The sequence below is a fragment of the Rhodococcus sp. PD04 genome (genome assembly GCF_035918275.1).
GTDB classification, from domain to species: domain Bacteria; phylum Actinomycetota; class Actinomycetes; order Mycobacteriales; family Mycobacteriaceae; genus Rhodococcus; species Rhodococcus rhodochrous.
Genome location: NZ_CP142143.1, coordinates 3,678,383 through 3,704,883, shown reverse-complemented (window position 1 = coordinate 3,704,883; position 26,501 = coordinate 3,678,383). Strand labels below are relative to the sequence as shown.

The window sequence follows — 26,501 nt, the reverse complement described above, 5'->3', positions numbered from 1 at the left end:
GGAAGGCTGGGGACCGAAAATAGTACTTAGAACGATACTGGCGTACTGTTCTCGGTATGGCAAGAGTCGGTAGCCGGCGGCCCACCGCCCGGCAGGCGCAACTGTTCGACGATCTGGTCGCGTTGTTCCTGGCAGAAGGCTTCGCGCATCTGACCCTCGACGACATCGCCGCGCGTCTGCGCTGCTCGAAATCGACGCTCTACGCACTCGCGGAGAACAAGGACCGGCTCGTCTACGCGGCGACCGTCCACTTCTTCAAGGGCGCCGCCGACCGGGTGGAGGCCGACGTCGCGCGGGCCGCGGACGCGCAGGCACGCATCGGCGCCTATCTCGAGGCCGTGGGGCGCGAACTCGAACCCGCCTCCACGCGGTTCATGGAGGACATCGCCCACACGCCCGTCGCGCGCGAGGTCTACGAACGCAACACCCGGTTCGCCGCCGACCGCGTCCGCCAGCTCATCTCCGACGGTGTCGCGGCCGGTGAACTGCGCGACGTCCACGCGGCCTTCGTCGCCGACGTCGTCGCCTCGGTCATGGTCCGCATCCAGCAACGACAGGTGGCCGAGGCGACCGGTGTCGAGGACGCACGTGCCTACCGGGAACTCGCCGCGCTGCTCGCGCACGGGCTCTCGGCCGCACCGCACCTACGATCGACTCCATGACCACGGCAGCATCGAACGATCCGATCCGCCTCGAGGTCGTCGTCGCCAGTGTCCGTGCCGGTCGCATCGCCCCGGTCGTCGCCGACTGGTTCGCGGCCACCGCGCGACAGCACACCGAGTTCGACGTCGGCGTTCTCGATCTCGCCGAGACCCCGCTCCCGCAGGACCTCTCGGGCGGGCCCGTCGCCGACGACTTCACCCGTCGCATCGGTGCCGCGGACGCCTTCGTGATGGTGACCTCCGAGTACAACCACGGCTATCCCGCCGCGCTGAAGACTGCCATCGACACCGTCAAACGTGAATGGCGTACCAAGCCGGTCGGATTCGTCTCCTACGGTGGCCTGTCCGGCGGCCTGCGCGCCGTCGAGCAGTTGCGGCAGGTCGTCGTCGAGGTCCACATGGTGCCGGTGCGGCAGTCGGTGAGCTTCCACCGCGTCAAGCACGCATTCGCGGCCGACGGCACCACCACGGACGAGGCCGCGATCGACGGCGCGGAACGCATGCTCGACCAGATCGCGTGGTGGGCTCGCACCGTCCGCGCCGGAACCGCTCTCGACCGCTATCCCGGCTGAGGCGCCGGATCCGGCATGCGCGACCGGCCGAGATGGGTGCTCTCCGCCGCGATCGTCACGAGTGTGAGGGGCGTGCGTTCGTCGCCCGCCGTGAGCACGACGCGGTCCCCGGCCGCTCCGGGTTGCAGCAGTGACACCGTGGGACGCTCGCGCGGCCATCCGTCCGGGTGGATGTGCACGTGGATCGCGGTCGCGTGCGGCATGGACGAGGTGGGCGGGACGCCGTCGTGGACGACCGTGTCGAAATCGCGGTCGCCCCCGTACTCGCCCGCCAGACGCAGCCGGTCGGGTCCGGCCGCGGATCCGACCAGGCCGCGCCACGCGCCGGGGCGGTCGGTGTGGACGACGACCCGCGCCCCCACCGCGACGGCACGGAAGACCACCTGCTGGGCGAGATACAACTCGCCTGCGATGTGGACCGATCGGACGCCGGGACCGGTGAGACGCGCGGTGACGGCGCGGCCGGCGTCGTCCGATCCGACGAGCTGCCCGCACCCACCGGCCGGAAGAGCGAGGGCGTCGAGTCCACCGGGGCGCGATTCGCGCAACGGAACCCGGTCCTCCAGCTGCGGAACCCCGAGGGGCAGCGCAGCGGTGAGGAGTTCCGCGTGACGTCCGTACGCCGGGAGCAGTCCGGCAACCGAGGGGACGTCCGCCTCGCGCGTGGTGAACCGTGCCAGCGCCCCGACCCGAACCGACCCGTCATCACCCGGTCGCAACCGGAGGACCAGCGTCGACGCCAGGGTCGGATGCGACCAGACCGCCGCCGTGTGGTGGCGGTCGATCCGCCGGGGGTCGAAGGCGCCGCCCGAGTCGAAGACGGAGGACAGGGAGACATGCCGGTGCGTCGGGACCCACTCCGTCGCCGGGACCCCGTGGGAGATGCGCAGCGCCGCCTGTTCGATCTCGCTCGCGGTGAGCAGTCGCGCACCGTACCCGGCGTCGGCGAGCGCGCGGATCACGCGCCGCGCCGCCGCGACGACGGTCCGGGCCGCACCCTCGGAGCCTCCGCCCCGACGGGCGGCAGCGCTCGCGCAGGACGTGACGTCGAGTCGGAGCACCACCCGCACCGTGCGTTCGGCCGCGGCGGGAAGCGGACCCAGCAACTGCGCGTAGGCCTGGCCCGCGGGGGTCGAGTCGCGAACCCGGCGCCCCTGCACCACGACATCGATCCCGTCCAGGACGACATCGTGCCGGTACAGGCACGCGGCGATCGCGTCGAGGGGAAGGGTTCGCCCCGTCTCCTCGCTGTCGCGCCCGAGCCGGGCGATCGCGCCGGCCGGGGAGGTCAGCTCGAGAACGACGGTCGCGTACGGGCCGTCCCATCGCACCCCCACCGGGACCGCCGACCCGACATGGAAGTCGCGGAGGACACCCGAGACGGGGACAGCATTCGTGCGTCGGCGCAGAACGGTCGCGATCCACTCGGACGTGCCGCGTCCGCCGACCCGCATGAGACACAGCGCGGCGGGCGGTACGGCGATCGCGCAGGCCACCCACACGGACGCCCCCGACACCACCGCCAGCGCCCACACGAGGACGGCGACGCACTGCGCACCCACGAGCCGCACGGCGACGCGACTTCTCGCCTCACCTGCTGTTGTGCGGACCCGTGCACTGTCGGGTGCTGTGCTGACCCGTGAATCCTCCGTCTCGGATACGGTCCGTTGCATCGATCCCCCCGAACGACGGCCGGCAATGATTCCGGCGCGGTGCCGACCTTCCCCCTGACCGCGCAGAGCGCGTGTGGTGAGCGCCCGACAGGACTGTACTGTGTTGCGCCAGAGAGCGTGCCGTACGGGGGGAGATCGATGGCAGCGCAACCGACCACGCGATGGCAGGTCAGTGGATACCGCTTCCTGGCGCGGCGCATGGATCATGCGTTGGTGCGGGGTGACGTACGAATGATCCACGACCCCATGCATTCCCAGTTCCGGGCGCTCGTCGTCGGCGTCGTCGTCGCGTGTGTCGTGCTGGGAGGCTGTGCCGCCCTTGCCCTGTTCCGGCCCCAGGACCGGATCGGTGATGCGTCCGTCGTCGTCGGCCGCGACTCCGGTGCGCTCTACGTCGCGATCGACACGACCTTCCATCCCGTCCTGAATCTCGCGTCGGCACGGCTGATCCTCGGATCGCCCGCCGAACCTGCGGTCGTGGCCGACGAGGAACTGACGACACGACCGCGCGGACCGCTGGTGGGGATCCCGGGTGCGCCGTCCTCCCTGGCCCACGATGCGGAGGTGGTGCCGTGGACGGTCTGCGACGTCGCCGATCCGAACGGCCTGCAGTCCTCGACCACCGCCGTGCTCGCCGGCACACCCGACCACCGGGCAGGCTCGGTGCTCGCCGACGACGAAGCGCTCCTCGTGACCGCGGACGGCAGATACCACCTGCTCTACGAGGACAGGCGCGCCGAGATCGACCCGAACGACCGGTCCCTCGTGCGCCTGCTGGGCATCGACATCTCCCGCGCGCGCCCCGCGAGCCCCGGACTGCTCGCCGCCGTGCCGGAGGCACCGAAGCTGACGGCACCCGTCATCACCGGCGCCGGAGGCGTCCCGAGCGTGTCGATTCCGGGTGCGCGCGTCGGGTCGGTCGTCTCGGTGTCCGAACCGGACGGTCAGAGTTTCCACGTGGTGCTCGAGAACGGTGTGCAGGAGGTCTCGCGGGCCACCGCACATCTCATCCACTTCTCGGATTCGCAAGGAGCACCGGAGATCCCCGTGGTTCCACCCGACGTCCTCGCGGCCGCGCCGGTCGTGCACGAACTGCCGGTCGACACCTTTCCCGAGGTCGTCCCGCGGATCGTCGATCCGGGGGAGAGGCCCGTGGCGTGCTCGACCTGGCAGCCGGGCACGGCCGAGGACGACCGGCACCGCTCGGCTCTGCGGTTGTCCGCGGGGACGGCCCTGCCCACCGGCAAGGACGCCGTGCCCGTGGTCCCGGCCCAGGCCGACGGTGCCGGACCGCAGGTCGACGCGATCCACATCCCGCCGGGCCGCGGCAGATACGTGCAGACCACTTCGCTGACCTCGGACACCGACCGTCTCGGTTCGTTGTTCTACGTCGCCGACACCGGCGTGCGGTACGGCATCACCGATGCGGACGCCGCTGCGGCGCTCGGCCTCACGGATCCACCCGCCCGGGTCCCGTGGCCGATCCTGCAGTTGCTCGCTCCGGGACCCGCGCTCGGCCGGGAGCAGGCGCTGCTGGCACACGACGGTGTCGCCGCCGACCCGGGGGCGGTCCCCGTCCGGGCGGGCAACTGATTCAGGTCCGTGATCGGGCGAGTCGTCGTGCCGGTGCGGTGAGGACGAGAACGAGGGCGGTCGCGGCGATCACGGTTGCAGCCGAGATCAGTGCGATGGCGCGCGGCCGATGATCCGGTACCGGGGGAGGAGTCGGCTCGGCGACGGCAACCGCCGGCACCGGCTGCGCGCGCTCGGCCGGTAGCGGCGCGGTGACCGCGGCGAGCGGATCGACGACCCCGTGCCCCACCCGCGGATTCCATCCTTCCGCGGGTGAGTGGGCGGTGTTCTCGATGCGCGCCATCACCTCCCGGGCGGACAACTGCGGATGCCGCGAGCGCACCAGCGCGACCGTCGCCGCGACGAGCGGCGCCGCGAAACTCGTCCCGGATACCGGCCTGCCGCCCTGGGGTCCGGGGATCAGGTCGGCCAGACCGTCGGTGCCGGGATTGAGCGAGACGAGCCCACTCCCGGGAGCGGCGACGTCGACCCACGGCCCGGGCAGGCTGTACTCGGCCGGCGTGCCGTCGTCCTCGACCGCACCGACGGTGAGGACGTACTCGTCGTACCAGGCCGGTGATGCCAGGGTGACGACCGAATCCCACGGATCCGCACCGGGATCGGCCGGATCCACCGAGCGCGGATTGCCTTCGCGGCAGGTGTCGGTGTTGCCGGCCGCCGCGACGACGACCGCGTCGTGCACATCCGTCGCGTACTGCACCGCCGCGCCCAGTGGACCGTCGACGAGGCCTTCGGCGACCGTCCGACAAGCGACCTCGGAGATGTTGACGACGGTGGCGCCGAGATCCACCGCCTGCCGGACGGCCGCGGCGAGGGTCCGTACGTCGCCGTATCCGGAGGCGTTGCGCGCGGCATCGTCGTCCGACCGGGAGCGATCGGAGAAATGGCCACTGGACTGGCGGATGGCGATGATCCCGACGTCGGGTGCGCCACCGGCGAAACCCGACCCGGGTGTCGGTCGCGCCGCGATCAGGCCGGCGACGAGCGTGCCGTGCGCGTCGCAGTCCTCGGTGCCGTCGCCCGTGGACACGTAGTCACCACCCGGCCTCGGGGCCGGCAACCGCGGATGCGGATGGACCCCGGTGTCGATGACGGCGACCACCTGCCCCGCTCCCCGGGTGATCGGCCACACGGACGCGAAGTCGAGGATGCGTTGTGCCCGAGGGATCTGTGGCCCGTCCGGAGCATCCGGCAGTTCCGCGCACAGCACCCGCATCTCGGTGGCCTCGGGAGGTGCTGGCGTCGCGCCGGCGGGCAGTTGCGCCGGATCGGGTACCGGCGGCGCGGCCGTCGCGAGACCCGGCGTGGTGGTCGCTACCAGGGCAGCGAGGGCCAGGACCGCGAACCGGTGTGACAGCCGCACCGTCACAGTCCGCGGATCGCTGCGTACACACCGGCGACCCAGCAGGCCAACGGCACGACGGTGGCGATGGTTGCGTACTCCGCGATTTCGGCGATCCGGCGTTGTACCGGGGTGAACGTCCGTCGCGGCGCGACCACACCGAAGAGGAAACCGGCACACGTGAGACCCGTAGCGGATGCGAACACCGCCCACGGTGGCAACGCACCGCTCGCTGCCGCGCCGACGAGCAGCCCGAGCAACAGTACCGCGCCACCCGCCACGAGGGGAGCCGCCTGCGCGGTCGCGGTGTAGGTGCGGCCTCGGAAGACGAGGACCACGGCCGACGCGACGGCCAGTGCCACCGCGGGGACGAACACCTCTCCGTCCCACGGGTATGCGGCGCACCACGCCCCACCCGCCGTGAGGACGACGACGGCATGGACGATCCCGGTCAGCGCGCTGCGTGCCCGGTCGGCTCGGTCTTCGAGCTCCGCCGGTGACGGCAGACCGGACACGCTGCTGCTGTCGGTGCTCTCCGGTTCGAGCGGAGCGCCCGGAGCGGGCACCGGGGGGATGGGGAGTTTGGCGAGCATCGCCGCGAGACGCGGTGCCGTGCCGGCGAGCAGCAGCGCCGCCACGACCGTTCCGGCCCCGAGCGCACGCGCGTCGAGATCGGTGGTCGATGCGAGGGAGGCCGTCACGACGACACCCGCGGCGGTCGCGGCGACCGCCGTGCACGGTGCGAGGCCGATGCGGGTGACACGCACGGCGAGCACCGCGACCGCGCCGGTCAGAGCCGCCGCGAGGACGAGACGCGGCGCCGGCGAGTCGCCGGGAACGAGCAGCGCACCGGCCGTCGATGCGAGCGGGAAGATGCACCACAACAGTGCGGTGGCGGTCCGCCGATCGTCGTGCAGCCGGGCGAGGATGCCTGCGGCGAGCAGCACCAGGAGAGACAGCGCGGCACACACGGCTCCGAGGGCGAGACGACTCGCACCGTCGGGCAGGAACAGCAACGGTACGCAGCCCGCAGCGAGGGCGACCGGACCCAGGACGGCCACGATGAGACCCGACGGGCCCGCACCCCACGGCGTCATGGTCCGGTCCGACGCCGCGACGCTGTACATGACGTCGTCGAACAACGGTGGAGGAGCGGGGGATCCGGCATCCTCCAGGACGAGGATCTCCCCGTCGCGGACACCGTGCTCGTCGAGGCTCAGTGCCCCGGACAGCGGGGCCCGGCCGATCCGGGCGAGCGCCCAGCCGTCGGGCTCCGTGCGTTCGGGTGTCGCGTCGAAGTCGTTGTCGGGCCGGTGACCGGCGACGAGATCCACGATCCCCGGGAGCAGCAACGCCACCGGAACATCGAGGGGCAGCGCGAGATCGACCTCGGTGTGGCGGGCGAGCACGGTGATCCGGCACAGATCCGGGGCTCCCACCTGCCCCGGGGTCTCGGATCGCGCACGCACAGATGTCATCGGCCTCGGTTCCCCCCGTCACTGCAGTCCGAACGACGCAGACCATACGACATCGTCCCGACAAATGTCCTGCCCGAGTTGCCCGTCGGGGGACCGAGATGCGAGCAGGAGCACGGAAGGTCACCGCCATGGGTTAGTCTTCCACGACCGTGGGGCCGTAGGGGGCGGCCGACGGCGTCCCGGGGGGTGGCGAAGTGAGTACCGTGCGTTTCGTGCGCAGAGCACGGCGGGAGGCGCCGCGCGCTCCCGGCGGGGAGGTGAGTGTCCAACCGCCACCGGACATCCCCCGGGCCACACCCGGAAATCTGGTGACCAGGCTGCTCCCGCTCGTGATGGTCGCGGCGATGATCGGGATGGTCGCGCTGATGTTCACCACCGGCGCCGCACGCAGCCCCATGGCGATGATCTTCCCGCTCATGATGATCGTGTCCCTGGTGGGCATGCTCGCCAACGGTGGTCGCAGCGGGGGAACGAAGACCGCCGAGGCGAACGAGGACCGCAAGGACTACCTGCGCTATCTCGACCAACTCCGGCGCGAGGTCACAGAGACGGCACACGAACAGCGTCGGGCGCTCGAATGGTCACATCCCGACCCGGCCCTGCTGTGGACCCTCGCCGGCACCGTCCGGATGTGGGAGCGGCGGGGCAGCGATCCCGATTTCGGTCACCTCAGGGTGGGGCGCGGCGGGCAGCGACTCGCGACCCGGCTCGTGCCTCCCGACACCGGACCGGTCGAGGATCTCGAACCCGTCGCCGCCCTGTCGCTGCGCAGGTTCGTGCGCGCGCACTCGGTGGTGCAGGCGCTGCCCACGGCCGTGTCGCTGCGGGGTTTCGCCGCGATCGGCATCGAGGGCGATCGCGGCGCAGCGCGCTCGCTCGCGCGGGCGATGCTCGCGCAGGCGTGCACCTTCCACGGTCCCGACACGCTGCAGGTCGCCGTCGTGTGCGGTCCCGACACCGCCGCGGAATGGGAATGGATCAAGTGGCTGCCGCACGCGCAGAACCCGGTCCTGCGCGACGGTGCGGGCAGTGCACGCACCGTGTTCGGTTCGCTGTTCGAACTCGAGACCGATCTCGCGGCGGTCCTCGCCGGTCGCAGCAGATTCGTCCGGAACACCCCGGCCGGCGAAGGTGTCGTGCACCTCGTCGTGGTCGTCGACGGCGGGGTCACGGGATCGGGTTCGGGCGTGCTCGACGACGGTCTCGACGCGGTAACCGTGCTCGATCTCTCCGGTTACGCCACACGACTCAGCGCGACGCGTGGCCTGCGCCTGGTGGTCGAGGACGGAGGGGTCGGGGTCGCCACCGGCACCGACGTCGACATCTTCGCCGAGGCCGACGGCATCGGGACACCGCAGGCACAGACGCTGGCCAGGCGGCTCGCGCCGTACCGGGTGGTGAGCGGGGCGGTGGACGAGAGTGCCGGCGACGACCGGCCGTCGAGTTGGCAGGAGCTGCTGGGACTCGGGGACGTGGCCCGTTTCGACCCCGCCCAGGCGTGGGTGCCGCGCCGCGGACGCGACCGCCTGCGGGTACCGATCGGTGTCGGCATCGACGGTGCGCCCGTCGAGCTCGACCTCAAGGAGGCTGCCGAGAACGGGATGGGACCGCACGGATTGTGCATCGGCGCAACCGGTTCGGGGAAGAGTGAATTCCTGCGGACGCTGGTCCTCGGTCTCGTGGCGACGCACCCACCGGAGGCGCTCAACCTGGTCCTCGTGGACTTCAAGGGTGGTGCGACCTTCCTCGGTCTCGAGCGGCTCGCGCACGTCGCGGCGGTGATCACCAACCTCGCCGACGAGATCGCGATGGTCGACCGCATGAAGGACGCCCTCGAAGGCGAGATGAACCGACGGCAGGAACTGCTCCGGACCGCGGGCAACTTCGCCAACGTCGGTGACTACGAGAAGGCCAGGGCGGCGGGTACACCTCTCGACCCGCTGCCTGCGCTGTTCATCGTGGTCGACGAGTTCTCCGAACTGCTCTCGCAACAGCCCGAATTCGCCGACCTCTTCGCGGCGATCGGACGTTTGGGCCGGTCGCTGCACATGCACCTGTTGCTCGCCAGCCAACGACTCGACGAGGGGCGCCTCCGCGGCCTCGACAGCCACCTGTCCTACCGCATCGGTCTGAAGACCTTCTCCGCCAACGAATCGCGGAGCGTCCTCGGTGTTCCCGACGCCTACCACCTGCCGTCGACACCCGGCGCCGGATATCTGCGGACCGATTCCGCCGACATCCAGCGGTTCTCTGCGGCGTACGTCTCGGGACCGTACGAGCCCGGCCGCCCCACCCGGCGCGCCCGGTCGGCGGTGCCGGCCGGCACGTCCCGGCCCCGGCTCTTCACCGCGCGGGCGGTGCCGGTCGATGCCGGTCCGCCCGCCCCGGTCACGGAGCCGCTCCCGGTTCTTCCCGTCGGCGACGGGCGGAGCGTGCTCGAGGTGGTCGTCGATCGGATCCAGGGCCATGGAAGACCGGCACACGAGGTGTGGCTTCCTCCGCTCGACGCATCCCCGTCGCTCGACATGCTGCTGCCCAGATCGGTGCTCACCGGCGACGTGGCGCGTCGGGCAACTCTGCGCACCGTCGTCGGTGTCGTCGACCGGCCGTTCGAACAACGCCGCGATCCGCTGGTGGTCGACCTGTCGGGGTCGGCCGGCAACGTCGTGGTGGTCGGCGGGCCGCAGTCCGGGAAGTCCACACTGCTGCGCAGCCTCGTCCTGTCGATGGCCCTCACACACACCGCCGAGCAGGTGCAGTTCTACGGTCTCGATTTCGGCGGTGGCACCCTGTCCGGTCTGGCCGGCCTGCCACACGTCGGTTCCGTCGCGGGGCGGCACGACACCGACCGGGTGCGCCGCACGGTCGCGGAGATGATGTCGTTGCTGCGTCGCCGCGAACGGTCCTTCGCCGAGAACGGCATCGAGTCCATGGCCCAGCTGCGGCTGATGCGCGCCGACTCGGTCGCACCGGCCACCGACGGTCCGTTCGGCGACGTCTTCCTCGTCGTCGACGGCTGGCCGAGCATCCGGCAGGACTTCGAGGCACTGGAACAGACGATCGGGATCCTGGCCGCCCAGGGTCTGTCCTACGGCATCCACGTGGTGCTCAGCGCCCCGCGCTGGGGTGACGTCAGGCCCGCCATGCGCGACCTGCTGGGTACGCGGCTCGAACTCCGCCTCGGCGACCCGTCCGACTCCGAGTACGGCCGCAAGAGAGCGGCGATGGTGCCGGAAGGGCGGCCGGGACGCGGTATCGACCGCGACGGCCTGCACATCCTGGGGGCGCTGCCCCGAGTGGACGGAAGCTCCGATCCGGCCGATCTCGCGAGTGGCGTCGCAGCGGCGGTCGAGGCCGTCCGTGCGGCCACCCCGGGGCGTTCGGCGCCGCCGGTGCGCATGCTGCCCGAACGCATCGACCGACCCGACCTCCTCGCAGCGCTGCCGAGGGGGTGGCCGCCGCCGGCCGAGGCGTCCCCGACGGCCCGGCTCTCCGTCCCGATCGGCATCGACGAATCCGAGCTCGCGCCCGTATCGGTGGATTTCACCGACCATCCGCACCTGCTGATCTTCGGCGACTCGGAGTGCGGCAAGACCAATCTGCTGCGAGGACTGTGCCGCGGACTGGTCGAGGCCGGCAGAGGCGCGCAGACCAGGATCATCGTCGGCGACTACCGCCGCACGATGCTCGGCGTCGTCGGCGGCGACCATCTCGGGGGATACGCGCCGTCGGCGACGGTCCTCGCGGCCATGGTCCGCGAACTCGCCGGCATCTTCGAACGTCGGCTGCCGGGCCCCGACACGACGCAACAACAGCTGCGCGATCGATCGTGGTGGACCGGACCCGAGGTGTTCGTGGTGATCGACGACTACGACATGGTCGCCACCTCGGGCCAGAACCCGCTGCTGCCGTTGCTCGACTACCTTCCGCAGGGACGCGACATCGGCCTGCACCTGGTGGTCGCGCGTCGTTCGGGTGGTGCCGGACGCGCGATGTACGAACCGATCCTCGGACGTCTGCGGGAGTTGTCGACTCCGGGTCTGATCATGAGCGGTAGCCGCGACGAGGGAGCGCTCGTCGGCGCGGTCCGTCCGTCGCCGATGCCGCCGGGTCGCGGCACGCTCGTACGACGCGACGGCACGGCGCTCGTCCAGACCGCCTGGGTGCCGGAGGTGTGATGGCGGTCCGGGACGAGACGGTCGCCGCGGTCGCGTTCACGTTGACGCCCGGGTCCGTCCACATCGGGTGGCCCGGAACGACGCGCAGTGTGCCTGCTCTCGCAGCGGATCTCGGTGACCGGCGGGTGTACGGAGCGGCAGCGGGGGAGGAGGCGGATCCCGTCGGCCTCGGAACGGTCGTGGATGTCACGGAACTCGTGGATGCGGCCGCGGTCGGAACGGAGACCGAACTCGGAGAACTGCTGAGCGGACTCGTCTCCTACGCAGCAGCGACCGTGGGTGCACCGGATACCGGCGGGCTGGCGTGCGCGATACACCCCACCTGGTGGAACGAGCGGCGCCGTGATCTCTTCCGGACCGCTGTGCGGCAGGTCGCGGGCGATACGATCCTGCTCCCGGTCGCGGTGGTCGCCACGCGCGCCGCCGACCCTGCGCCGCACGAGCGGTGTGCGGTACTCGAATTCGCTGCCGGGGGAGTCACCGCCGTGAGCATCGGTCCGCCCGGACCCGACGGGCCGACCGTCGAACGACTCGCGCGCGATCCGGGTCTGTCGGTGCACTGCCCGGACGCCGCGACGCGACTCGAGAACCTGCTGACCTCGGTGTGCGGCGGGGCAGGGCCGGAGGTCGTGGTGGTGACCGGAGCGCCGGGCGAACCGTCCGGTGTCGAATCGTTCGCCCTCGTGGCAGATCTCGTGGGTGCGGGTCGGCGGATCGTGCCCGTCGCGGCCTCGGAGATGCTCGTCGCGGTGACCGGTCCTCCAACGCCACCGGCCGGAATCGGACCGACCTCGAGGGCTCCGGCCGTCGCGTCGACGACCGACGGACCCGACAGGACACTGCCGTGGCTGAGCGAGGTGCGCGCACGCCCGGATCCCCCTCGTGCCGGACGGGCCGGCGCGGTGCGCACGCTGGTCGTCGCCGGTGCGGTGATTCCGTCCCTGCTCGCCGCAGCGATCTTCCTGTGGCCGCGTCTCGCCGGAGAAGGCGGAGATGCGGAGGCCCCGGATCCACCGGAAGTCGTTGCTGCAGCGGAGGTGCCGGCCGACGCGCGTGAGCACGAATCGGCCGCCGACGCCGGTCCGTCCCCGTCGACGCGGATCGACGCCGGCCCACTGCACCTCGACCTGCCGGAGGACTGGCGTGTCCGCGACGCCGCGACCGTGCCCGAGGGTCGCGCGGAACTCGTACCGGTCGGCGGAACCGATCGTCGGATCCTGGTGGTGTACCGCGATCTCCCCGGCGGGACCGACGAGCACTCGGTCGCCGCCGCGTTGGCGGAACGGGCCGCCGAACGTGCACCGGTCATCCGCGACCTCGACACCGACACGACCTTCGCCGACCGCAAGGTCGTGGCGTACACCGAGGTTCCCGACGACTACTCGGTGGTGCGGTGGTCGGTCCTGGTCTTCCCCTCATCGGCGACGCCGACCGGGCGCGGGCTTCAGGTCTCCGTGGGGTGCCAGTACCTCGAGGAGGAATGGACTCGTATCCGCAGCGAATGCGAGCAGGCCGTCCACACCCTCCGGGTCGGGTGAGGAAAGAAGGTCCACGAATTTCGGAAGGGGTGGAACCGATACCGGATCGGGTGCGTCCAACCACATGTAGGAGCCAGGACCGGCTCGACGCCGAGCCGGACGACCCACGCACGAGCGAAGGAGTACGCCGTTGACCCAACCGACCGGCAATTCGAATCACCTCACCACCGATGTGGCGACCATGGAGGTCGTCGCGGGACAACTCCAGGACTCCCGCGCCGAACTCGACGCGATCCTCGGTCGACTGACGGGCGTGGTGCAGTCCGCGCCGTCGGTCTGGCGGAGCCGCTCGGCGGAACAGTTCGCCGGAATCATGGAGCGCTGGAACGTCAACCACACCAAGCTGTCGAACGCCCTGGACGAACTGGCCGAGGCCGTGCGCACCAGCGGACGGTCGTACGCCGCGGCCGAGGACCAGCAGGCACAGTCCCTGTCGGCGATCGACCCCGACGGCGGTTCGGTGCTCAACGGCTCGTTCACCTGATCCCGGTTCCTCCGGCACACAGCCCCTCCGGCACACATTCGAGAACAAGGAGAACGATCCGTGTCCGAGATCTATCAGAACTTCGCCGGCGTCGCCGACCTGCACGCCCAGCTCGTGTCCGGTCAGAAGGCGATCGAGGCGACGCTCGACCGCATCGAGGGGCAGGTCGCGCCCCTCATCGCCACCTGGGACAGCGGGGCGCAGGAGCGGTACGCCGCCACGCAGGCCCGCTGGAACGAGGCCGAGGCCGGCCTCATCCAGGTGCTGCACGACATCGGTCGGGTGGTCTCGACCGGTAACGACAACATGCAGGAGGTCGAGCGACTGAACCAGCAGCGTTTCCCGGGCTGATCCGGGTCCGCCGGATCCGGACCGATCCGGCGCTGTCACGTCCCGGTGGTGGAGAGGCCGCCGGGACGTGCTGCTGCTTCCGGAGTGTTCCGGCCGGGGGTGTGCCGGGTCGGGGCTGCTGCGGCGCTTTGACCGGCCCCGCGTCCGCCCGGTAGAGTGTCCCCTCGGCGTGTCGCACGTCGTCGTGCCCTGTGGCGCGACGAACACCTCTCCCGGGTCCCAACTGGCCGCCGGGCGTGGCAACCGTCGGCATGCAGGCCAGCAGCGAAACGATAGACGAGGAAGATCTGTGTCTACGTACACACCGAAGGCCGGCGACGTGACCCATCAGTGGCACGTCATCGACGCCACCGACGTGGTGCTCGGCCGCCTCGCGGTGCAGGCGGCAAACCTGCTCCGCGGCAAGCACAAGCCCACATTCGCGCCGCACGTCGACGGTGGTGACTTCGTCGTCATCATCAACGCCGACAAGGTTGCCGTCTCCGGCAACAAGCGGACCGACAAGTTCCTCTACAGCCACTCCGGTCACCCGGGCGGTCTGCGGGCTCGTTCCGTCGGCGAGGTTCTCGAGAAGAACCCCGACCGCCTCGTGGAGAAGGCCGTCACCGGCATGCTCCCGAAGAACAAGCTCGGTCGCGCCATCGCGAAGAAGCTGAAGGTCTACGCGGGCCCGAACCACCCCCACGCCGCGCAGCAGCCGGTGCCGTTCGAGATCAAGCAGGTGGCACAGTGACGACGCCCGAGGAACAGAACGTGAACCCCGAAGAGTACGTCGAGAACGTCGAGGTCGCTGCAGACGAGTACGTCGAGGACGTCGTCGAGGCACCTGCTGCCCCGATCGTGTTCGACCGTCCGGTCCAGACCGTCGGTCGCCGTAAGGAGGCCGTCGTCCGCGTCCGCCTCGTGCCCGGCACCGGCAACTTCACCCTCAACGGCCGCACCATCGAGGACTACTTCCCGAACAAGGTGCACCAGCAGCTCGTGAAGTCGCCCCTGGTGACGGTCGAGCGCACCGAGTCGTTCGACATCCACGCACGCCTGCACGGCGGCGGCCCGTCCGGCCAGGCCGGCGCGCTGCGTCTCGCCATCGCGCGTGCACTCACCGAGGTCACCCCCGAGGATCGCCCCGCGCTCAAGCGTGCCGGCTTCCTCACGCGTGACCCGCGTGCCGTCGAGCGCAAGAAGTACGGCCTGAAGAAGGCCCGTAAGGCATCGCAGTACTCCAAGCGCTGATGTGCCGCCGACGCTGATTTCGTCAGAGTCGGCACCTGTTCCACCACGAGAGCAGGCGTCGGTAGACATCTCCTACCGGCGCCTGCTTTCGTGCATTCTGACCTCTATCGACATCCGCGGCGGGGGCCGCACACGACTGGGAGGCTGCGTACATGGGTCGGTTGTTCGGCACCGACGGAGTCCGGGGCTTGGCCAACGCCGAGCTCACATTGGAGCTGGCAGTACGTCTGGCAGGCGCTGCAGCAGCGGTCCTGGCCCCTCAGGGTGCCGACCGGCGACCGGTCGCGGTCGTGGGTCGAGATCCACGCGCGAGCGGGGAGATGCTCGAGGCGGCCGTCACGGCCGGACTCACCGCAGCCGGAGTCGACGTGGTCTCGGTGGGCGTGCTGCCCACGCCCGCGGTCGCGTACCTCACGGGTGACTACGGCGCCGACCTCGGCGTGATGATCTCCGCGTCGCACAATCCCATGCCCGACAACGGCATCAAGATCTTCGCGGCCGGCGGGCACAAACTCGACGACGAGGTCGAGGACCGGATCGAAGCGGTGCTGCACGGCGACGCCGAGAGCGCTGCACGCCCCACCGGCTCGGCCATCGGCCGGGTACGCGTCGTGTCCGACGCCCTCGACCGCTACCTCGCGCATCTCGCGACGGCCGTGCACAAGCCGCTCACCGGTACGACCGTGGTGGTCGACTGCGCGCACGGCGCCGCCTCACAGGCCGGCCCGGCCGCCTACGCGGCCGCAGGTGCGACGGTCATCGCGATCAACGCCGAACCCGACGGACTGAACATCAACGACGGCTGCGGATCCACGCACCTGTCCGTGCTGCAGCAGGCCGTGCTCGAGCACGGCGCCGACCTCGGTCTCGCGCACGACGGCGACGCCGACCGCTGCCTCGCCGTCGACGCGACCGGCACGGTGGTCGACGGCGACGCGATCATGGCGATCCTCGCCCTCGGCATGCACGAAGCCGGCGAACTTCCCGACGACACGCTCGTCGCCACGGTGATGAGCAATCTCGGTCTGCATCTCGCGATGCGCGCGGCGGGAATCCAGGTGCGCACCGTCGGTGTGGGCGACCGCTACGTGCTCGAGGAGCTCCGCCGCGGTGGCTACGGCCTCGGCGGTGAGCAGTCCGGTCACATCGTCCTGCCCGCGCACGGCACGACCGGCGACGGCGTGCTCACGGGTCTGCGCCTGATGGAGCGGATCGCCACTACGGGCCTGCCGCTCGCGAAGCTCGCCTCGGTGATGACGTCGCTCCCGCAGGTTCTCGTGAACGTGCGGGTCCACGACAAGGTCGCCGTCGCGAACGATCCTGCGGTGGCGGCTGCGGTCGCCGAGGCCGAGCGCGAACTCGGTGAGACCGGCCGGGTGCTGCTGCGTCCGTCGGGTACCGAACAGCTCGTGCGCGTCATGGTCGAAGCCGCCGACGACGATCACGCCCGGGCAGTCGCCGACCGTCTCGCGGGAGTCGTCGCCGCCGTCTGATCTGCGCGGTCACCGGCTCCTCGTAGCCGCATTCCACGGGTAGTCCCGCTGCGGTGGAACCGGATCGCCCTGCGCTGCGTCCTAACTCTTCGAGAGGGTTCGGTGGGCGAAGGGCGGACATGGACACACAGCAGCAGAGCGCGGCGACACAGCACGGCACGATCAGGTTCGACGGCGAGGCGGTGCGCGCCGTCGCGGCACGACTCGCGGAGGTCGCCGAGGACGCCGACGACGAGATCCGTCGCGGCTTCGGCGGTCTCGTCTTCGACGGCTCCGGTGCCGGATCGACGCACCGGGCGGCCGGCGTCCGCGTCGAGACCGGCTGTCGCAGGATGCGTGCTGCATGCGAGACCTGGGCGGCGACCGTGCAGGCGCATGCCGATGCGCTGCGCGCCGCGGCGGACACCTACCGCCACCAGGACGACGCGACCGGCATCGCCGTCACCGCTGTGACCGGCGCCGAACTCGACAGCGTCGGGTTCGGCGACGCAGGGACCCGGCAGCCGTGAGGACCCCTCCCGAGAGCGCAGGCGACATCCTCGATGCAGGAGCGCCCGGCCTGGCCCGTCTGACCGACCTCGTGCAGTCCCTGCATGCTCTCGGGCTCGAGTCCGGCTGTTGCGTCGCGGACGTCCGGGCACGTTACGACGAGGAACGAACCCTCGCGTTGCCCGCCCTCGCCGACGACGCCGCCACGACGCGCTCGCTGGCGACCTCCCTCGGTCGTCGGACCGACGAACAGCGTCGTCTCCTGCTGCAACTCGACGAGTCGTGGGACGGATCCGCCGCCGACCGGGCTCGCGCGGAGCTGACGGCCACCGTCCGTGCCGGAGTGGCGCTGTGTTCGTCGCTCACCGATCTCGCGGTCGCTCTGGAGTCGGCCGCCACCGCGATCGCCGCGGCCTTGCGTGAGAAGGCCCGCGTCGTCGGGGATCTCGCGGAAGGCACCGTCGACGGTCGCACGAGGGACGAGATCGACACGATCGTCGCCGGAGCGAGCGGGAGCCCGCACGGACCGAGCCCGGAGGAGCATGCCCGCTGGTTCGGCGACCCGCCCGGTTGCGACGTGGGCGACCCGCCCGGTGGCGACGTGGCCGACCCTGCCGCCGACTGTCGGAGATGGGTCGAGGAACGTCTGGTCCCGGCGGTCCGGGACGCCGTCGACGTGGTGCTCGGGGCGTGTGAGGAGGCCGGCCGCCGGATCGCCGGCAGTGTCACCGACCTGGCGACGACCACCGAACGCGTCGCCGAGGGTGCCGGGGCGGCCGGGGGCGCGTCCGGTACCGGGACGGTGGCTCCCGTCGTCGACGACGGGTCGATGCAGCACGGACCGAGCGACCCGCCGAATCAAGGTGCACTGCTGACGGTTCCCGGGATCCGCCCGGGCGAACGCAGACGCGAACATGCCTCCGGACCGCTCGAGGACGACCACCGGCAGGACGAGAACGACGCGGGCGATGCGGGAGTCGTGCTCGCGGAAGCCGGACCGCTGTGACGCGAACGACGGTGCGTCAGCGCCCGAGGAGCAGGTTGACCTGCGTGCCGAGATCGCGGTCGACGACGTCGGGGTCGGAGATCACCGTGGAGCCGGGCAGCTCCGTGGTGAGGTCGGAGAAGATCGCGTACGTCTTGTCGCCCGTGAGACGGTGCAGCAGGAAGCCGGTGAGCAGCGCACGAGTGCGTTCCTGGGTGCGACGCTCCGCACCACCGACGCCGAGAGCTCCGAGCAGGCGGCGCCCCTCGACGAGTCCTTCGTCGTTCGCCTTGTCCACGACCCGCAGCTGCACGTCGTCGCTGCCCCAACCCCGGGCGACCGCAACGGCGTCGCTGGTCATCGACCCGATGCTCTTCTCACCGACGAGGACGAGGCCCGGTGCCCGCACGCGGCCGGCCGCCTCGGAGGCGGCGGGGGAGACGGGCGAGGGGTAGAGCGCGGCGACGGCCGCCACCTCACGCCTCGCTGCGGCGAGCACCGCCGCTCCGGCGCCCGAGCCGTGGCCCACCAGCGCGAGCTTCGACGGATGGACACTGATCCGCCCGGTGCCGAGACGCACGCCGGTGCAGATGTCGAGGGTGGTGAGCAGGTCGGTCGACAAGCCGATCGCCGACGGCACCGGTCCGCGCTCGGTGTTGGGGGCGCCCACCACGATTCCCCAGGACGCGAGGTGCTCGAAGAGCTTCGTGTACTTCGTGACCCCGGTGAGCCAGCCGTGCCCGAACGCGATCGCGGGCAGGTCGAAGCCTTCCGCGGGGGTGTACACGACACCCGGCTGACCGGCGAGCGCCAGGTCGCCGCGCAGCACCGAGTGCGGGCCGCGCCGGGAGAGTTCCTGAGCCAGTTTCTTGGGGTTCGCCGCCACGGCCTGAACGTTAGCGGATGGCGCTGCCCGCCGGGGTCGGTGCGTACCGGACGGCGTGCCCCGATGCAGGTGTACGGGCTCACCGGTGTGTTGTTCCCGGACGGGGGTCGACCAGTACCCTGCTAGGCATGTGCGGAATCGTGGGCTATGTCGGGCACCGTCGTGCTCTCGACGTCGTGGTGGAAGCGCTGCGGCGGATGGAGTACCGGGGTTACGACTCGGCGGGAATCGCCATCCTCGACGGCAAGGGTGGTCTGGCCGTCGAGCGGAAGGCGGGGCGGCTGGTCAATCTGGAGGCCGAGCTCGCCGAGATCGGCGAGGAGCACTTCGCCGGTACCGCGGGGATGGGGCATACCCGGTGGGCCACCCACGGTCGTCCCACCGACCGCAATGCGCACCCGCATCGCGACGCGACCGGCAAGGTCGCAGTGGTGCACAACGGCATCATCGAGAACTTCGCGCCGCTGCGTGAGGAGCTCGAGAAGTCGGGCGTGGAGCTGGCCAGCGACACCGACACCGAGGTCGCGGTGCACCTGGTGGCCCGCGCCTACGCCGAGGGCCCGACGGCGGGCAACTTCGTCGACAGCGCCCGCAGTGTGCTGCGCCGGCTGCAGGGTGCGTTCACGCTGGTCTTCGCGCACGCCGATCATCCGGGCACGATCGTCGCCGCGCGCCGGTCGACGCCGCTGGTCGTCGGGGTCGGCGACGGCGAGATGTTCATCGCCTCGGACGTCGCGGCGTTCATCGAGTTCACCCGCCAGGCGGTCGAGCTCGGTCAGGACCAGGTCGTGGTGATCACGAACAACTCCTACGAGGTCACCGACTTCGACGGCAACACCGACGTGGCGACGCGTCCGTTCACCATCGACTGGGATCTCGCCGCCGCCGAGAAGGGCGGCCACGACTACTTCATGCTCAAGGAGATCGAGGAGCAGCCGGCCGCGGTCGCCGACACCCTGCGCGGTCACTTCGTCGACGGGTGCATCGTGCTCGACGAGCAGCGCCTGTCCGATCAGGAACTGCGCGACATCGACAAGGTCTTCGTCGTCGCCTGCGGTAGTTCGTACCACTCGGGCCTGGTCGCCAAGTACGCGATCGAGCACTGGACCCGCCTGCCCGTCGAGGTCGAACTGGCCTCGGAGTTCCGCTACCGCGATCCGGTGCTCGATCGGTCCACGCTGGTCGTGGCGATCTCGCAGTCCGGGGAGACCGCCGACACCCTCGAAGCGGTCCGGCACGCCAAGGATCAGAAGGCGCGGGTGCTGGCGGTGTGCAACACCAACGGCGCGCAGATCCCGCGGGAGGCCGACGCGGTGCTCTACACCCGCACCGGCCCGGAGATCGGTGTGGCGTCGACGAAGGCGTTCCTGGCGCAGATGGCCGCGAACTACCTCGTGGGTCTGGCGCTGGCGCAGGCGCGCGGCACGAAGTATCCCGACGAGGTGGCCCGCGAGTACCAGGACCTGGCGGCGATGCCGGAGAAGATCGCCGAGTTGCTGACCGGCATGGAGCCGGTGCGGGCGCTGGCGCGTGAGCTGTCGGCCTCGCCGGCCGTGCTGTTCCTGGGCCGGCACGTGGGCTACCCGGTCGCGCTCGAAGGTGCGCTCAAGCTCAAGGAACTGGCGTACATGCACGCCGAGGGCTTCGCCGCCGGTGAGCTCAAGCACGGCCCGATCGCGCTGATCGAGGACGGGCTGCCCGTCATCGTCGTGATGCCGTCGCCGAAGGGCCGCGCCGTGCTGCACAGCAAGCTGCTCAGCAACATCCGGGAGATCCAGGCCCGCGGAGCCGTCACCGTCGTCATCGCCGAGGAGGGCGACGAGACGGTCCGGCCGTTCGCCGATCACCTCGTCGAGATCCCGTCGTCGGCGTCGCTGCTGCAGCCGCTGTTGTCGACGGTGCCGTTGCAGGTCTTCGCCGCGGAGGTCGCGCAGGCCCGCGGTTACGACGTCGACAAGCCCCGCAACCTCGCGAAGTCGGTCACCGTCGAATAGCGGCCCACCCGCCGGTGCAGGAGGGACGATGCGCAGTTTTCACCCGTCCGACGTGGTCCGTGCGGCGGAGGCGCCGCTGCTGGAGTCTCTCCCCGAGGGGGCGCTCATGCGGCGCGCGTCCTACGGACTCGCGCGGGTCGTGGCTTCCGAACTGCGCGAACGCACCGGTGGGATCGCCGGTCGGCGGGTGAGTCTGCTCGTCGGGTCCGGCGACAACGGCGGCGATGCGCTGTGGGCGGGAGCCTTCCTGCGTCGCCGTGGCGTGTCCGTCACCGCGCTGCTGTTCGCCCCCGATCGGGCGCACCCGGCGGGTCTGCGGGCACTGCGGAAGGCCGGCGGACGGATCCTTTCGGCGACTCCCGAGCACGTCGGCGACCCGGACCTCGTGCTCGACGGCATCGTCGGCATCTCCGGACGCGGCCCGCTGCGACCGGCAGCGGCCGCGGTCGTGGACGAGATCACCGCGCCGATCATCGCCGTCGACATCCCGAGCGGTGTCGATCCCGATACCGGTGCCGTCGACGGACCTGCGATCACGGCCGCGGTGACCGTCACCTTCGGCGCCTACAAACCGGTCCATGCGCTCGCCGCCGCGCGCTGCGGCCGTGTCGAACTCGTCGACATCGGACTCACACTCCCGGAGGCCGGGCTGGTCGCGGCGGAACCGTCCGAGATCGGTGCGATCTGGCCGGTGCCCGGCGCCGAGGACGACAAGTACTCCCAGGGTGTGGTGGGTATCCGTGCCGGCAGCGCCCGGTATCCGGGGGCGGGTGTGCTGTGCACGGGAGCGGCGGTCGCCGCGACCTCCGGCATGGTGCGCTACGCCGGGTCGGGTGCCTCCGAGGTGCTCGCGCGGTTCCCCGAGGTCGTCGTGTCGCCCTCGGTGGCCGAGACCGGGCGGGTGCAGGCCTGGGCCGTGGGGCCGGGTGCCGGTACCGACGACGAGGCCTGCGCGAACCTGCGCGACATCCTCGCCACCGACCTGCCGGTGCTCGTCGACGCCGACGGGCTCACGCTCCTCGCCCGGGAACCCGGTCTCGTGCGGGGCCGGTCCGCGCCCACCCTGCTCACCCCGCACGCCGGCGAGTTCGCACGCCTGACCGGGAACCGCCCCGAACCGGACCGGGTCGCGGCGGTACGTTCCCTCGCCGCCGACTGGGGTGTGCACGTGCTGCTCAAGGGGCGCGCGACTCTCGTGGCACGGCCCGACGGGCACGTCTTCGTCAACGATGCGGGCGGGTCGTGGGCGTCGACCGCGGGTGCCGGGGACGTGCTGGCCGGTGTCATCGGGTCGCTGCTTTCGTCGGGCATGCCGGTGGACCTGGCCGCGGCGGCCGGTGCACGGGCCCACGCGCTCGCCGCGAACCTGGCCGCGCAGGACCCGGAGTCCCCCGGAGCGGCGCCGATCTCGGCGAGCGCGATCCTCTCGCGACTCGGCGACTCGATTCGTCTGCTGCGCACCCACATTGCCGAATCGTGACGTGGCACACGGGGACACGACGTCGGCGTCCGACGGCACAGTGGCAGGATCGACAGATGTGACCACGACCCAACGCACCCCGCGACCTGCACGTACCGTCCTTCCCCAAGCCGAAGCCGTCATCGATCTCGATGCCGTGGCGGAAAACGTACGAGCGCTCCGGGAGTACGCGGGTCCGGCTGCGGTCATGGCCGTCGTCAAGGCCGACGCCTACAACCACGGGGCCGTGCCGGTCGCGCGTGCAGCGCTCGCCGCAGGCGCCCGCGAACTGGGTGTGACGACGCTCGGCGAGGCCCTCGCACTCCGTGCCGCGGGTATCGAGGCTCCGATCCTGTCGTGGCTGCACACCGCCGACTCCGATTTCGCTCCCGCCGTCGAGGCCGGGGTCGAACTGGGCCTGTCCTCGCCGCGGCACCTCGCGGCCGTCGTCGAGGCGGCCCGTCGGGTCGGGGCCACCGCGACCGTCACGGTCAAGGTCGACACCGGTCTCAACCGCAACGGTGTCGCCGTCGACGAGTGGGACGACATGCTGCGCGACCTGGGCCGGGCACAGGCCGAGGGTGCCGTGCGCGTGCGCGGAGCCTTCTCGCACCTCGCCCACGGCGACGAACCCGAGCATCCGGGTAACGCCGAGCAGCGCGATCGGCTGAGCGAGGCCGTCGCGGATCTGCGGCGGCACCAGCTGGCTCCCGAAGTGGTGCACCTGTCGAACTCCGCCGCCACCGTCACCCGTCCCGACCTGCGATTCGACATGGTTCGGCCCGGAATTGCGATGTACGGATTGACACCGATCCCGGAACTCGGAGATCTGGGCTTCCGGCCGGTGATGACCGTGCGGGCGAGGGTGGTGCTGGTGAAGAAGGTGAAGGCGGGGGACGGCGTGTCCTACGGGCACACCTGGACCGCTCCCGCGGATACGACGGTGGCACTGCTGCCCATGGGATACGCGGACGGGATCCGCCGCAATCTCAGCGGGCGCATCGAGGTGCAGCTCGGTGGGCGCCGGTGCCCGCAGATCGGGCGCGTGTGCATGGATCAGGTCGTTGTCGACCTCGGCCCCGACGGTGCAGGAGTAAGCGAGGGCGACGAGGCGTTGTTCTTCGGTGACGGGCGTCACGGAGAGCCGAACGCCCAGGACTGGGCCGACAAGCTGGACACGATCAACTACGAGATCGTGACCGGCATCGGCGGACGGACCGTCCGGACCTATGTCGGAGCGAAGGGAGCGTGACGTCATGTCCCTCGTGAACAGGATGGGACTCCTCGGTGCGAGCCTCGCGACGCTCGCATCGTCGGCGGGACTGTACGCGGTCAGGACCGCGGGCGCGCCCGCCCCCGAGATCTATCAGAACGAGGACTTCGACGAGATCCTCCGGCTCCCGCGCCGCATCGTGGCCACCGAGGACGGTGTCCCGCTCGTGGTCCGCGAGAGCGGCTCGTCCCTGGCTCCGCTCACCGTCGTGTTCGTCCACGGCTACTGCCTGCGCATGCAGGCCTGGCACATGCAGTACCGGCACCTGCGCGAACAGTGGGGACGCGACGTGCGCGCCGTCTTCTACGACCAGCGTGGCCACGGCGAATCCGGTTTCTCCGGCGCCGCGACGTGCACCATCGCGCAGCTCGGCCGCGACCTGGGCCGGGTGATCGACGAGGTCGCGCCCACCGGTCCGGTGGTGGTCGTGGGCCACTCGATGGGCGGCATGACCGCGATCGCCCTCGCTTCCCAGCGACCCGACCTGTTCGGCGAACGCATCGTGGGGGTCGGTCTCCTCGCGACCACCGCAGCAGGTCTGAGCAAGACCGGTATCGGACGCAATCTCGAGAACCCGGTGATCGACGCGTTCCGGTACGCGGCGCGTACCGCACCGGGATTCGTGCAGTTCGCGCGCGGCGCGGCCCGTGCCGTCGTGACCCCGATCCTGCGCGCGGCGTCCTACGGTACGGTCGTGAGCCCTCGCCTGGTGAAGTTGTCCGACCGAATGCTCGACGAGACGTCGGTGCTCACCATCGTCAACTTCCTCCGCACCCTCGAACTGCACGACGAGTCCGCGGCGCTTCCGGTCCTGGGCACCGTGCCCGTGTTGGTGTTGTCCGGCGACGCCGACATGGTCATCCCGTACGCGAGTTCCGAGGCGCTGGCGGAGGAACTGCCCGACGTCGAACTCAAGCGGGTACGCGGTGCCGGGCACCTCGTGCAGCTGGAGTTCCCCGAGGTGGTCGACCGTGCCCTCGATCGCCTGATCCAGCGGAGTTTCACGCAGGGAGTGAACGGAAGGCAGATCGCAATTGGGTGAGTCGCAATCGAGTGGGCCACAGGTGGGGGAGCAGACCATCGAACTGCCGACCGTGGAGGACACCGAGGCGTTCGGGCGGCGGCTTGCAGCCGAGTTGCGGGCCGGCGACCTCGTCGTGCTCGACGGACCGCTCGGCGCGGGTAAGACGGCGTTGACCCGTGGGATAGCCGCCGGCCTCGGGGTGGAGGGACGCGTGACCTCCCCGACCTTCGTCATCGCCCGCGAACACCGTCCCGGTAGTCCGGAGGGACGCGAACCGGTCGGGCTCGTCCATGTCGATGCCTACCGTCTCGGCGACGGCCCGGACGCCCTCGACGAACTCGACGCGCTCGACCTCGACACCGACCTGACCGACACCGTCGTGGTGGTCGAATGGGGCGGTGGCCTGGTCGAACAGCTCGCCGAACGGCATCTGAGGGTCCGGCTCCGGCGCGACCCGGGCACCGACGTCCGCCGTGCCTCGTGGGAGTGGATCGGCTGACCCAGCGGAAGCCCACATGCCGGTGGCTTCCGTCACTGCGCACCGACCGGGCAGGTCGTGCGGGGTAGGCTGGTACATCGTGCTCGTGCTCGCCGTCGATACCGCCACCCCCGCCGTGACCTCGGGAGTCGTCCGTCTCGACCGCGGTCGGGACGATCCCCGGCCCGAGACGGTCGCCGCGCGCGTGCTCGACAATCCGCGAGCGCACGCCGAAGTCCTCACCCCGCAGATCCTCGAATGTCTCGCCGAGGCCGGCGCCGCACCCACCGATCTCGACGCGATCGTCGTCGGCATCGGACCAGGCCCGTTCACGGGTCTCCGCGTCGGCATGGCCACCGCTGCGGCCTTCGGTGATGCTCTCGGCATCCCCGTGCACGGTGTGTGCAGCCTCGACGCGATCGCCGCGGACGTCCACCGGGAACACGGTACGGACGCCGATCTGCTCGTCGTCACCGATGCCCGTCGGCGCGAGGTCTACTGGGCACGCTATTCCGGCGGCCGCCGCGTCGAAGGACCCGAGGTGCGCAAGCCCGCCGACGTGCCCGCCGAGCCGTCGGTGCGGGTGGCCGGCTCGCCGACGCACGTCGCGCTGTTCGACCTTCCGGCGGTGGACGTGCAGACGCCGTCCCCGGCGGGCCTGGTGACCGTTGCCGCCGACGCCCTGTGCGCGGACGCCGAACCGGAGCCGCTCGTGCCCCTGTACCTGCGTCGTCCCGACGCGGTGGAGACCGCGAACCGCCGAGCATGAACGCCACACCCGACGAGAATCCGGCCGCCGAGAACGCGGTCGTCATCGACGCACTGCGCCCCGAGGACGCACCCCGCTGCGCCGAACTGGAACAGATCCTGTTCCCCGGCGACGACCCGTGGAGCGCCGACGCCTTCCGTTCGGAGCTGGCCTCGCCCCACAACCGCTACTTCGCCGCGCGCGACCCCCAGGGCCGGCTGATCGGTTACGCGGGACTCGCGCGACTCGGTACGGCCATCGAACCCGAATCCGAGGTGCACACCATCGGCGTGGACCCCGCGGCGCGCCGCCGGGGGATCGGCGGAGCCCTGTTGGGGGAGCTACTGGCCGTCGCCGACCGCTGGGGCGGGCCGGTCTTCCTCGAGGTACGCACCGACAACGACGCGGCGATCGCCCTGTACCGGCGTGAGAGCTTCGAGATCGTCGGAACCAGGAAGCGTTACTACCAGCCGAGCGGCGCGGACGCGTACACGATGCGTCGTCCGGACCCGCGAGAGGAGTCACCGGCGTGAGCACCATCAGCCCCCGATTCGAGCTGCCCGAGCGC

General features: G+C 71.0%; 23 protein-coding genes. 19 read left to right on the top strand and 4 right to left on the bottom strand.

Going from position 1 to position 26,501, the window contains the following annotated elements; genetic code table 11:
- Positions 1–56 precede the first annotated feature (56 nt).
- Both U9J23_RS17115 and U9J23_RS17110 read left to right on the top strand, forming a co-directional pair.
- The gene (locus U9J23_RS17115; RefSeq protein WP_160874412.1) at positions 57–662 is read left to right on the top strand and encodes a TetR/AcrR family transcriptional regulator; all 606 of its coding nucleotides are present in this window, start codon (positions 57–59) and stop codon (positions 660–662) included.
- Complete coding sequence (locus U9J23_RS17110; RefSeq protein ID WP_272267130.1) at positions 659–1,234, top strand: NADPH-dependent FMN reductase; 576 nt, start codon at positions 659–661, stop codon at positions 1,232–1,234. The genes U9J23_RS17115 and U9J23_RS17110 overlap by 4 nt, the downstream gene beginning before the upstream one ends.
- On the opposite strand, the gene eccE is transcribed toward U9J23_RS17110, so the two are convergent.
- A complete protein-coding gene (eccE, locus tag U9J23_RS17105) occupies positions 1,222–2,907 on the bottom strand; it encodes a type VII secretion protein EccE (RefSeq protein WP_326599025.1) in 1,686 nt (561 codons plus the stop codon). The two genes, U9J23_RS17110 and eccE, sit on opposite strands and share 13 nt — an antisense overlap.
- Positions 2,908–3,045: 138 nt before the next feature.
- Here eccE and eccB point away from each other — a divergent pair, with 138 nt between their 5' ends.
- The gene (eccB, locus tag U9J23_RS17100; protein WP_229565283.1) at positions 3,046–4,500 is read left to right on the top strand and encodes a type VII secretion protein EccB; all 1,455 of its coding nucleotides are present in this window, start codon (positions 3,046–3,048) and stop codon (positions 4,498–4,500) included.
- A 1-nt stretch (position 4,501) separates the two neighbouring features.
- Here eccB and mycP read toward each other — a convergent pair whose 3' ends face one another.
- Both mycP and eccD read right to left on the bottom strand, forming a co-directional pair.
- Positions 4,502–5,869, bottom strand: coding sequence for a type VII secretion-associated serine protease mycosin (mycP, locus tag U9J23_RS17095; protein ID WP_160874406.1), 1,368 nt, complete (start codon positions 5,867–5,869; stop codon positions 4,502–4,504).
- The gene (eccD, locus tag U9J23_RS17090) at positions 5,866–7,320 is read right to left on the bottom strand and encodes a type VII secretion integral membrane protein EccD (protein WP_202399498.1); all 1,455 of its coding nucleotides are present in this window, start codon (positions 7,318–7,320) and stop codon (positions 5,866–5,868) included. Before eccD ends, mycP begins: the two co-directional genes overlap by 4 nt.
- Before the next feature lie 194 nt (positions 7,321–7,514).
- On the opposite strand from eccD, the gene eccCa reads away from it, so the two are divergent.
- The 9 genes from eccCa (at position 7,515) to U9J23_RS17045 (ending at position 18,092) form a co-directional block, all read left to right on the top strand.
- Entirely contained in the window at positions 7,515–11,498 is a 3,984-nt protein-coding gene (gene eccCa / locus U9J23_RS17085; RefSeq protein ID WP_326599021.1) for a type VII secretion protein EccCa, read from the top strand.
- Positions 11,498–13,036: a type VII secretion-associated protein gene (locus tag U9J23_RS17080; RefSeq protein WP_272267133.1), complete on the top strand. Its 1,539-nt coding sequence runs from the start codon at positions 11,498–11,500 to the stop codon at positions 13,034–13,036. Before eccCa ends, U9J23_RS17080 begins: the two co-directional genes overlap by 1 nt.
- A gap of 130 nt (positions 13,037–13,166) precedes the next feature.
- Complete coding sequence (locus U9J23_RS17075; protein WP_229565273.1) at positions 13,167–13,520, top strand: WXG100 family type VII secretion target; 354 nt, start codon at positions 13,167–13,169, stop codon at positions 13,518–13,520.
- 60 nt (positions 13,521–13,580) lie between these two features.
- Complete coding sequence (locus U9J23_RS17070) at positions 13,581–13,871, top strand: WXG100 family type VII secretion target (RefSeq protein WP_016690931.1); 291 nt, start codon at positions 13,581–13,583, stop codon at positions 13,869–13,871.
- 289 nt (positions 13,872–14,160) lie between these two features.
- The gene (gene rplM, locus U9J23_RS17065; protein WP_006550055.1) at positions 14,161–14,604 is read left to right on the top strand and encodes a 50S ribosomal protein L13; all 444 of its coding nucleotides are present in this window, start codon (positions 14,161–14,163) and stop codon (positions 14,602–14,604) included.
- A complete protein-coding gene (rpsI, locus tag U9J23_RS17060; protein WP_006550056.1) occupies positions 14,601–15,104 on the top strand; it encodes a 30S ribosomal protein S9 in 504 nt (167 codons plus the stop codon). The genes rplM and rpsI overlap by 4 nt, the downstream gene beginning before the upstream one ends.
- A 152-nt stretch (positions 15,105–15,256) precedes the next feature.
- Complete coding sequence (gene glmM / locus U9J23_RS17055) at positions 15,257–16,597, top strand: phosphoglucosamine mutase (protein ID WP_160874400.1); 1,341 nt, start codon at positions 15,257–15,259, stop codon at positions 16,595–16,597.
- A 119-nt stretch (positions 16,598–16,716) separates the two neighbouring features.
- On the top strand, positions 16,717–17,106 hold the full coding sequence (locus tag U9J23_RS17050) for a hypothetical protein (RefSeq protein ID WP_088897620.1): 390 nt from the start codon (positions 16,717–16,719) through the stop codon (positions 17,104–17,106).
- Positions 17,103–18,092, top strand: coding sequence for a hypothetical protein (locus tag U9J23_RS17045; RefSeq protein WP_272267136.1), 990 nt, complete (start codon positions 17,103–17,105; stop codon positions 18,090–18,092). The genes U9J23_RS17050 and U9J23_RS17045 overlap by 4 nt, the downstream gene beginning before the upstream one ends.
- A 16-nt stretch (positions 18,093–18,108) precedes the next feature.
- On the opposite strand, the gene U9J23_RS17040 is transcribed toward U9J23_RS17045, so the two are convergent.
- Positions 18,109–18,957 carry a hypothetical protein gene (locus U9J23_RS17040; RefSeq protein WP_258258659.1) on the bottom strand — a complete coding sequence of 283 codons (849 nt, stop codon included), beginning with the start codon at positions 18,955–18,957 and terminating at the stop codon, positions 18,109–18,111.
- Positions 18,958–19,085: 128 nt separating this feature from the next.
- Between U9J23_RS17040 and glmS the strand changes: the two genes are divergently transcribed.
- The 7 genes from glmS (at position 19,086) to rimI (ending at position 26,466) form a co-directional block, all read left to right on the top strand.
- On the top strand, positions 19,086–20,951 hold the full coding sequence (gene glmS, locus U9J23_RS17035) for a glutamine--fructose-6-phosphate transaminase (isomerizing) (RefSeq protein WP_229565270.1): 1,866 nt from the start codon (positions 19,086–19,088) through the stop codon (positions 20,949–20,951).
- 28 nt (positions 20,952–20,979) lie between these two features.
- Positions 20,980–22,431, top strand: a complete 1,452-nt coding sequence (locus U9J23_RS17030) for an NAD(P)H-hydrate dehydratase (RefSeq protein ID WP_088897624.1) — start codon at positions 20,980–20,982, stop codon at positions 22,429–22,431.
- Between the two features lie 58 nt (positions 22,432–22,489).
- Positions 22,490–23,662, top strand: a complete 1,173-nt coding sequence (alr, locus tag U9J23_RS17025) for an alanine racemase (protein WP_088897625.1) — start codon at positions 22,490–22,492, stop codon at positions 23,660–23,662.
- Between the two features lie 4 nt (positions 23,663–23,666).
- The gene (locus U9J23_RS17020) at positions 23,667–24,725 is read left to right on the top strand and encodes an alpha/beta fold hydrolase (protein ID WP_016690938.1); all 1,059 of its coding nucleotides are present in this window, start codon (positions 23,667–23,669) and stop codon (positions 24,723–24,725) included.
- A gap of 22 nt (positions 24,726–24,747) precedes the next feature.
- Positions 24,748–25,206 carry a tRNA (adenosine(37)-N6)-threonylcarbamoyltransferase complex ATPase subunit type 1 TsaE gene (tsaE, locus tag U9J23_RS17015; protein ID WP_088897626.1) on the top strand — a complete coding sequence of 153 codons (459 nt, stop codon included), beginning with the start codon at positions 24,748–24,750 and terminating at the stop codon, positions 25,204–25,206.
- A 79-nt stretch (positions 25,207–25,285) separates the two neighbouring features.
- Positions 25,286–25,954: a tRNA (adenosine(37)-N6)-threonylcarbamoyltransferase complex dimerization subunit type 1 TsaB gene (tsaB, locus tag U9J23_RS17010; RefSeq protein ID WP_106199146.1), complete on the top strand. Its 669-nt coding sequence runs from the start codon at positions 25,286–25,288 to the stop codon at positions 25,952–25,954.
- Positions 25,951–26,466, top strand: coding sequence for a ribosomal protein S18-alanine N-acetyltransferase (gene rimI / locus U9J23_RS17005; RefSeq protein ID WP_145693357.1), 516 nt, complete (start codon positions 25,951–25,953; stop codon positions 26,464–26,466). The genes tsaB and rimI overlap by 4 nt, the downstream gene beginning before the upstream one ends.
- Positions 26,467–26,501: the final 35 nt, after the last annotated feature.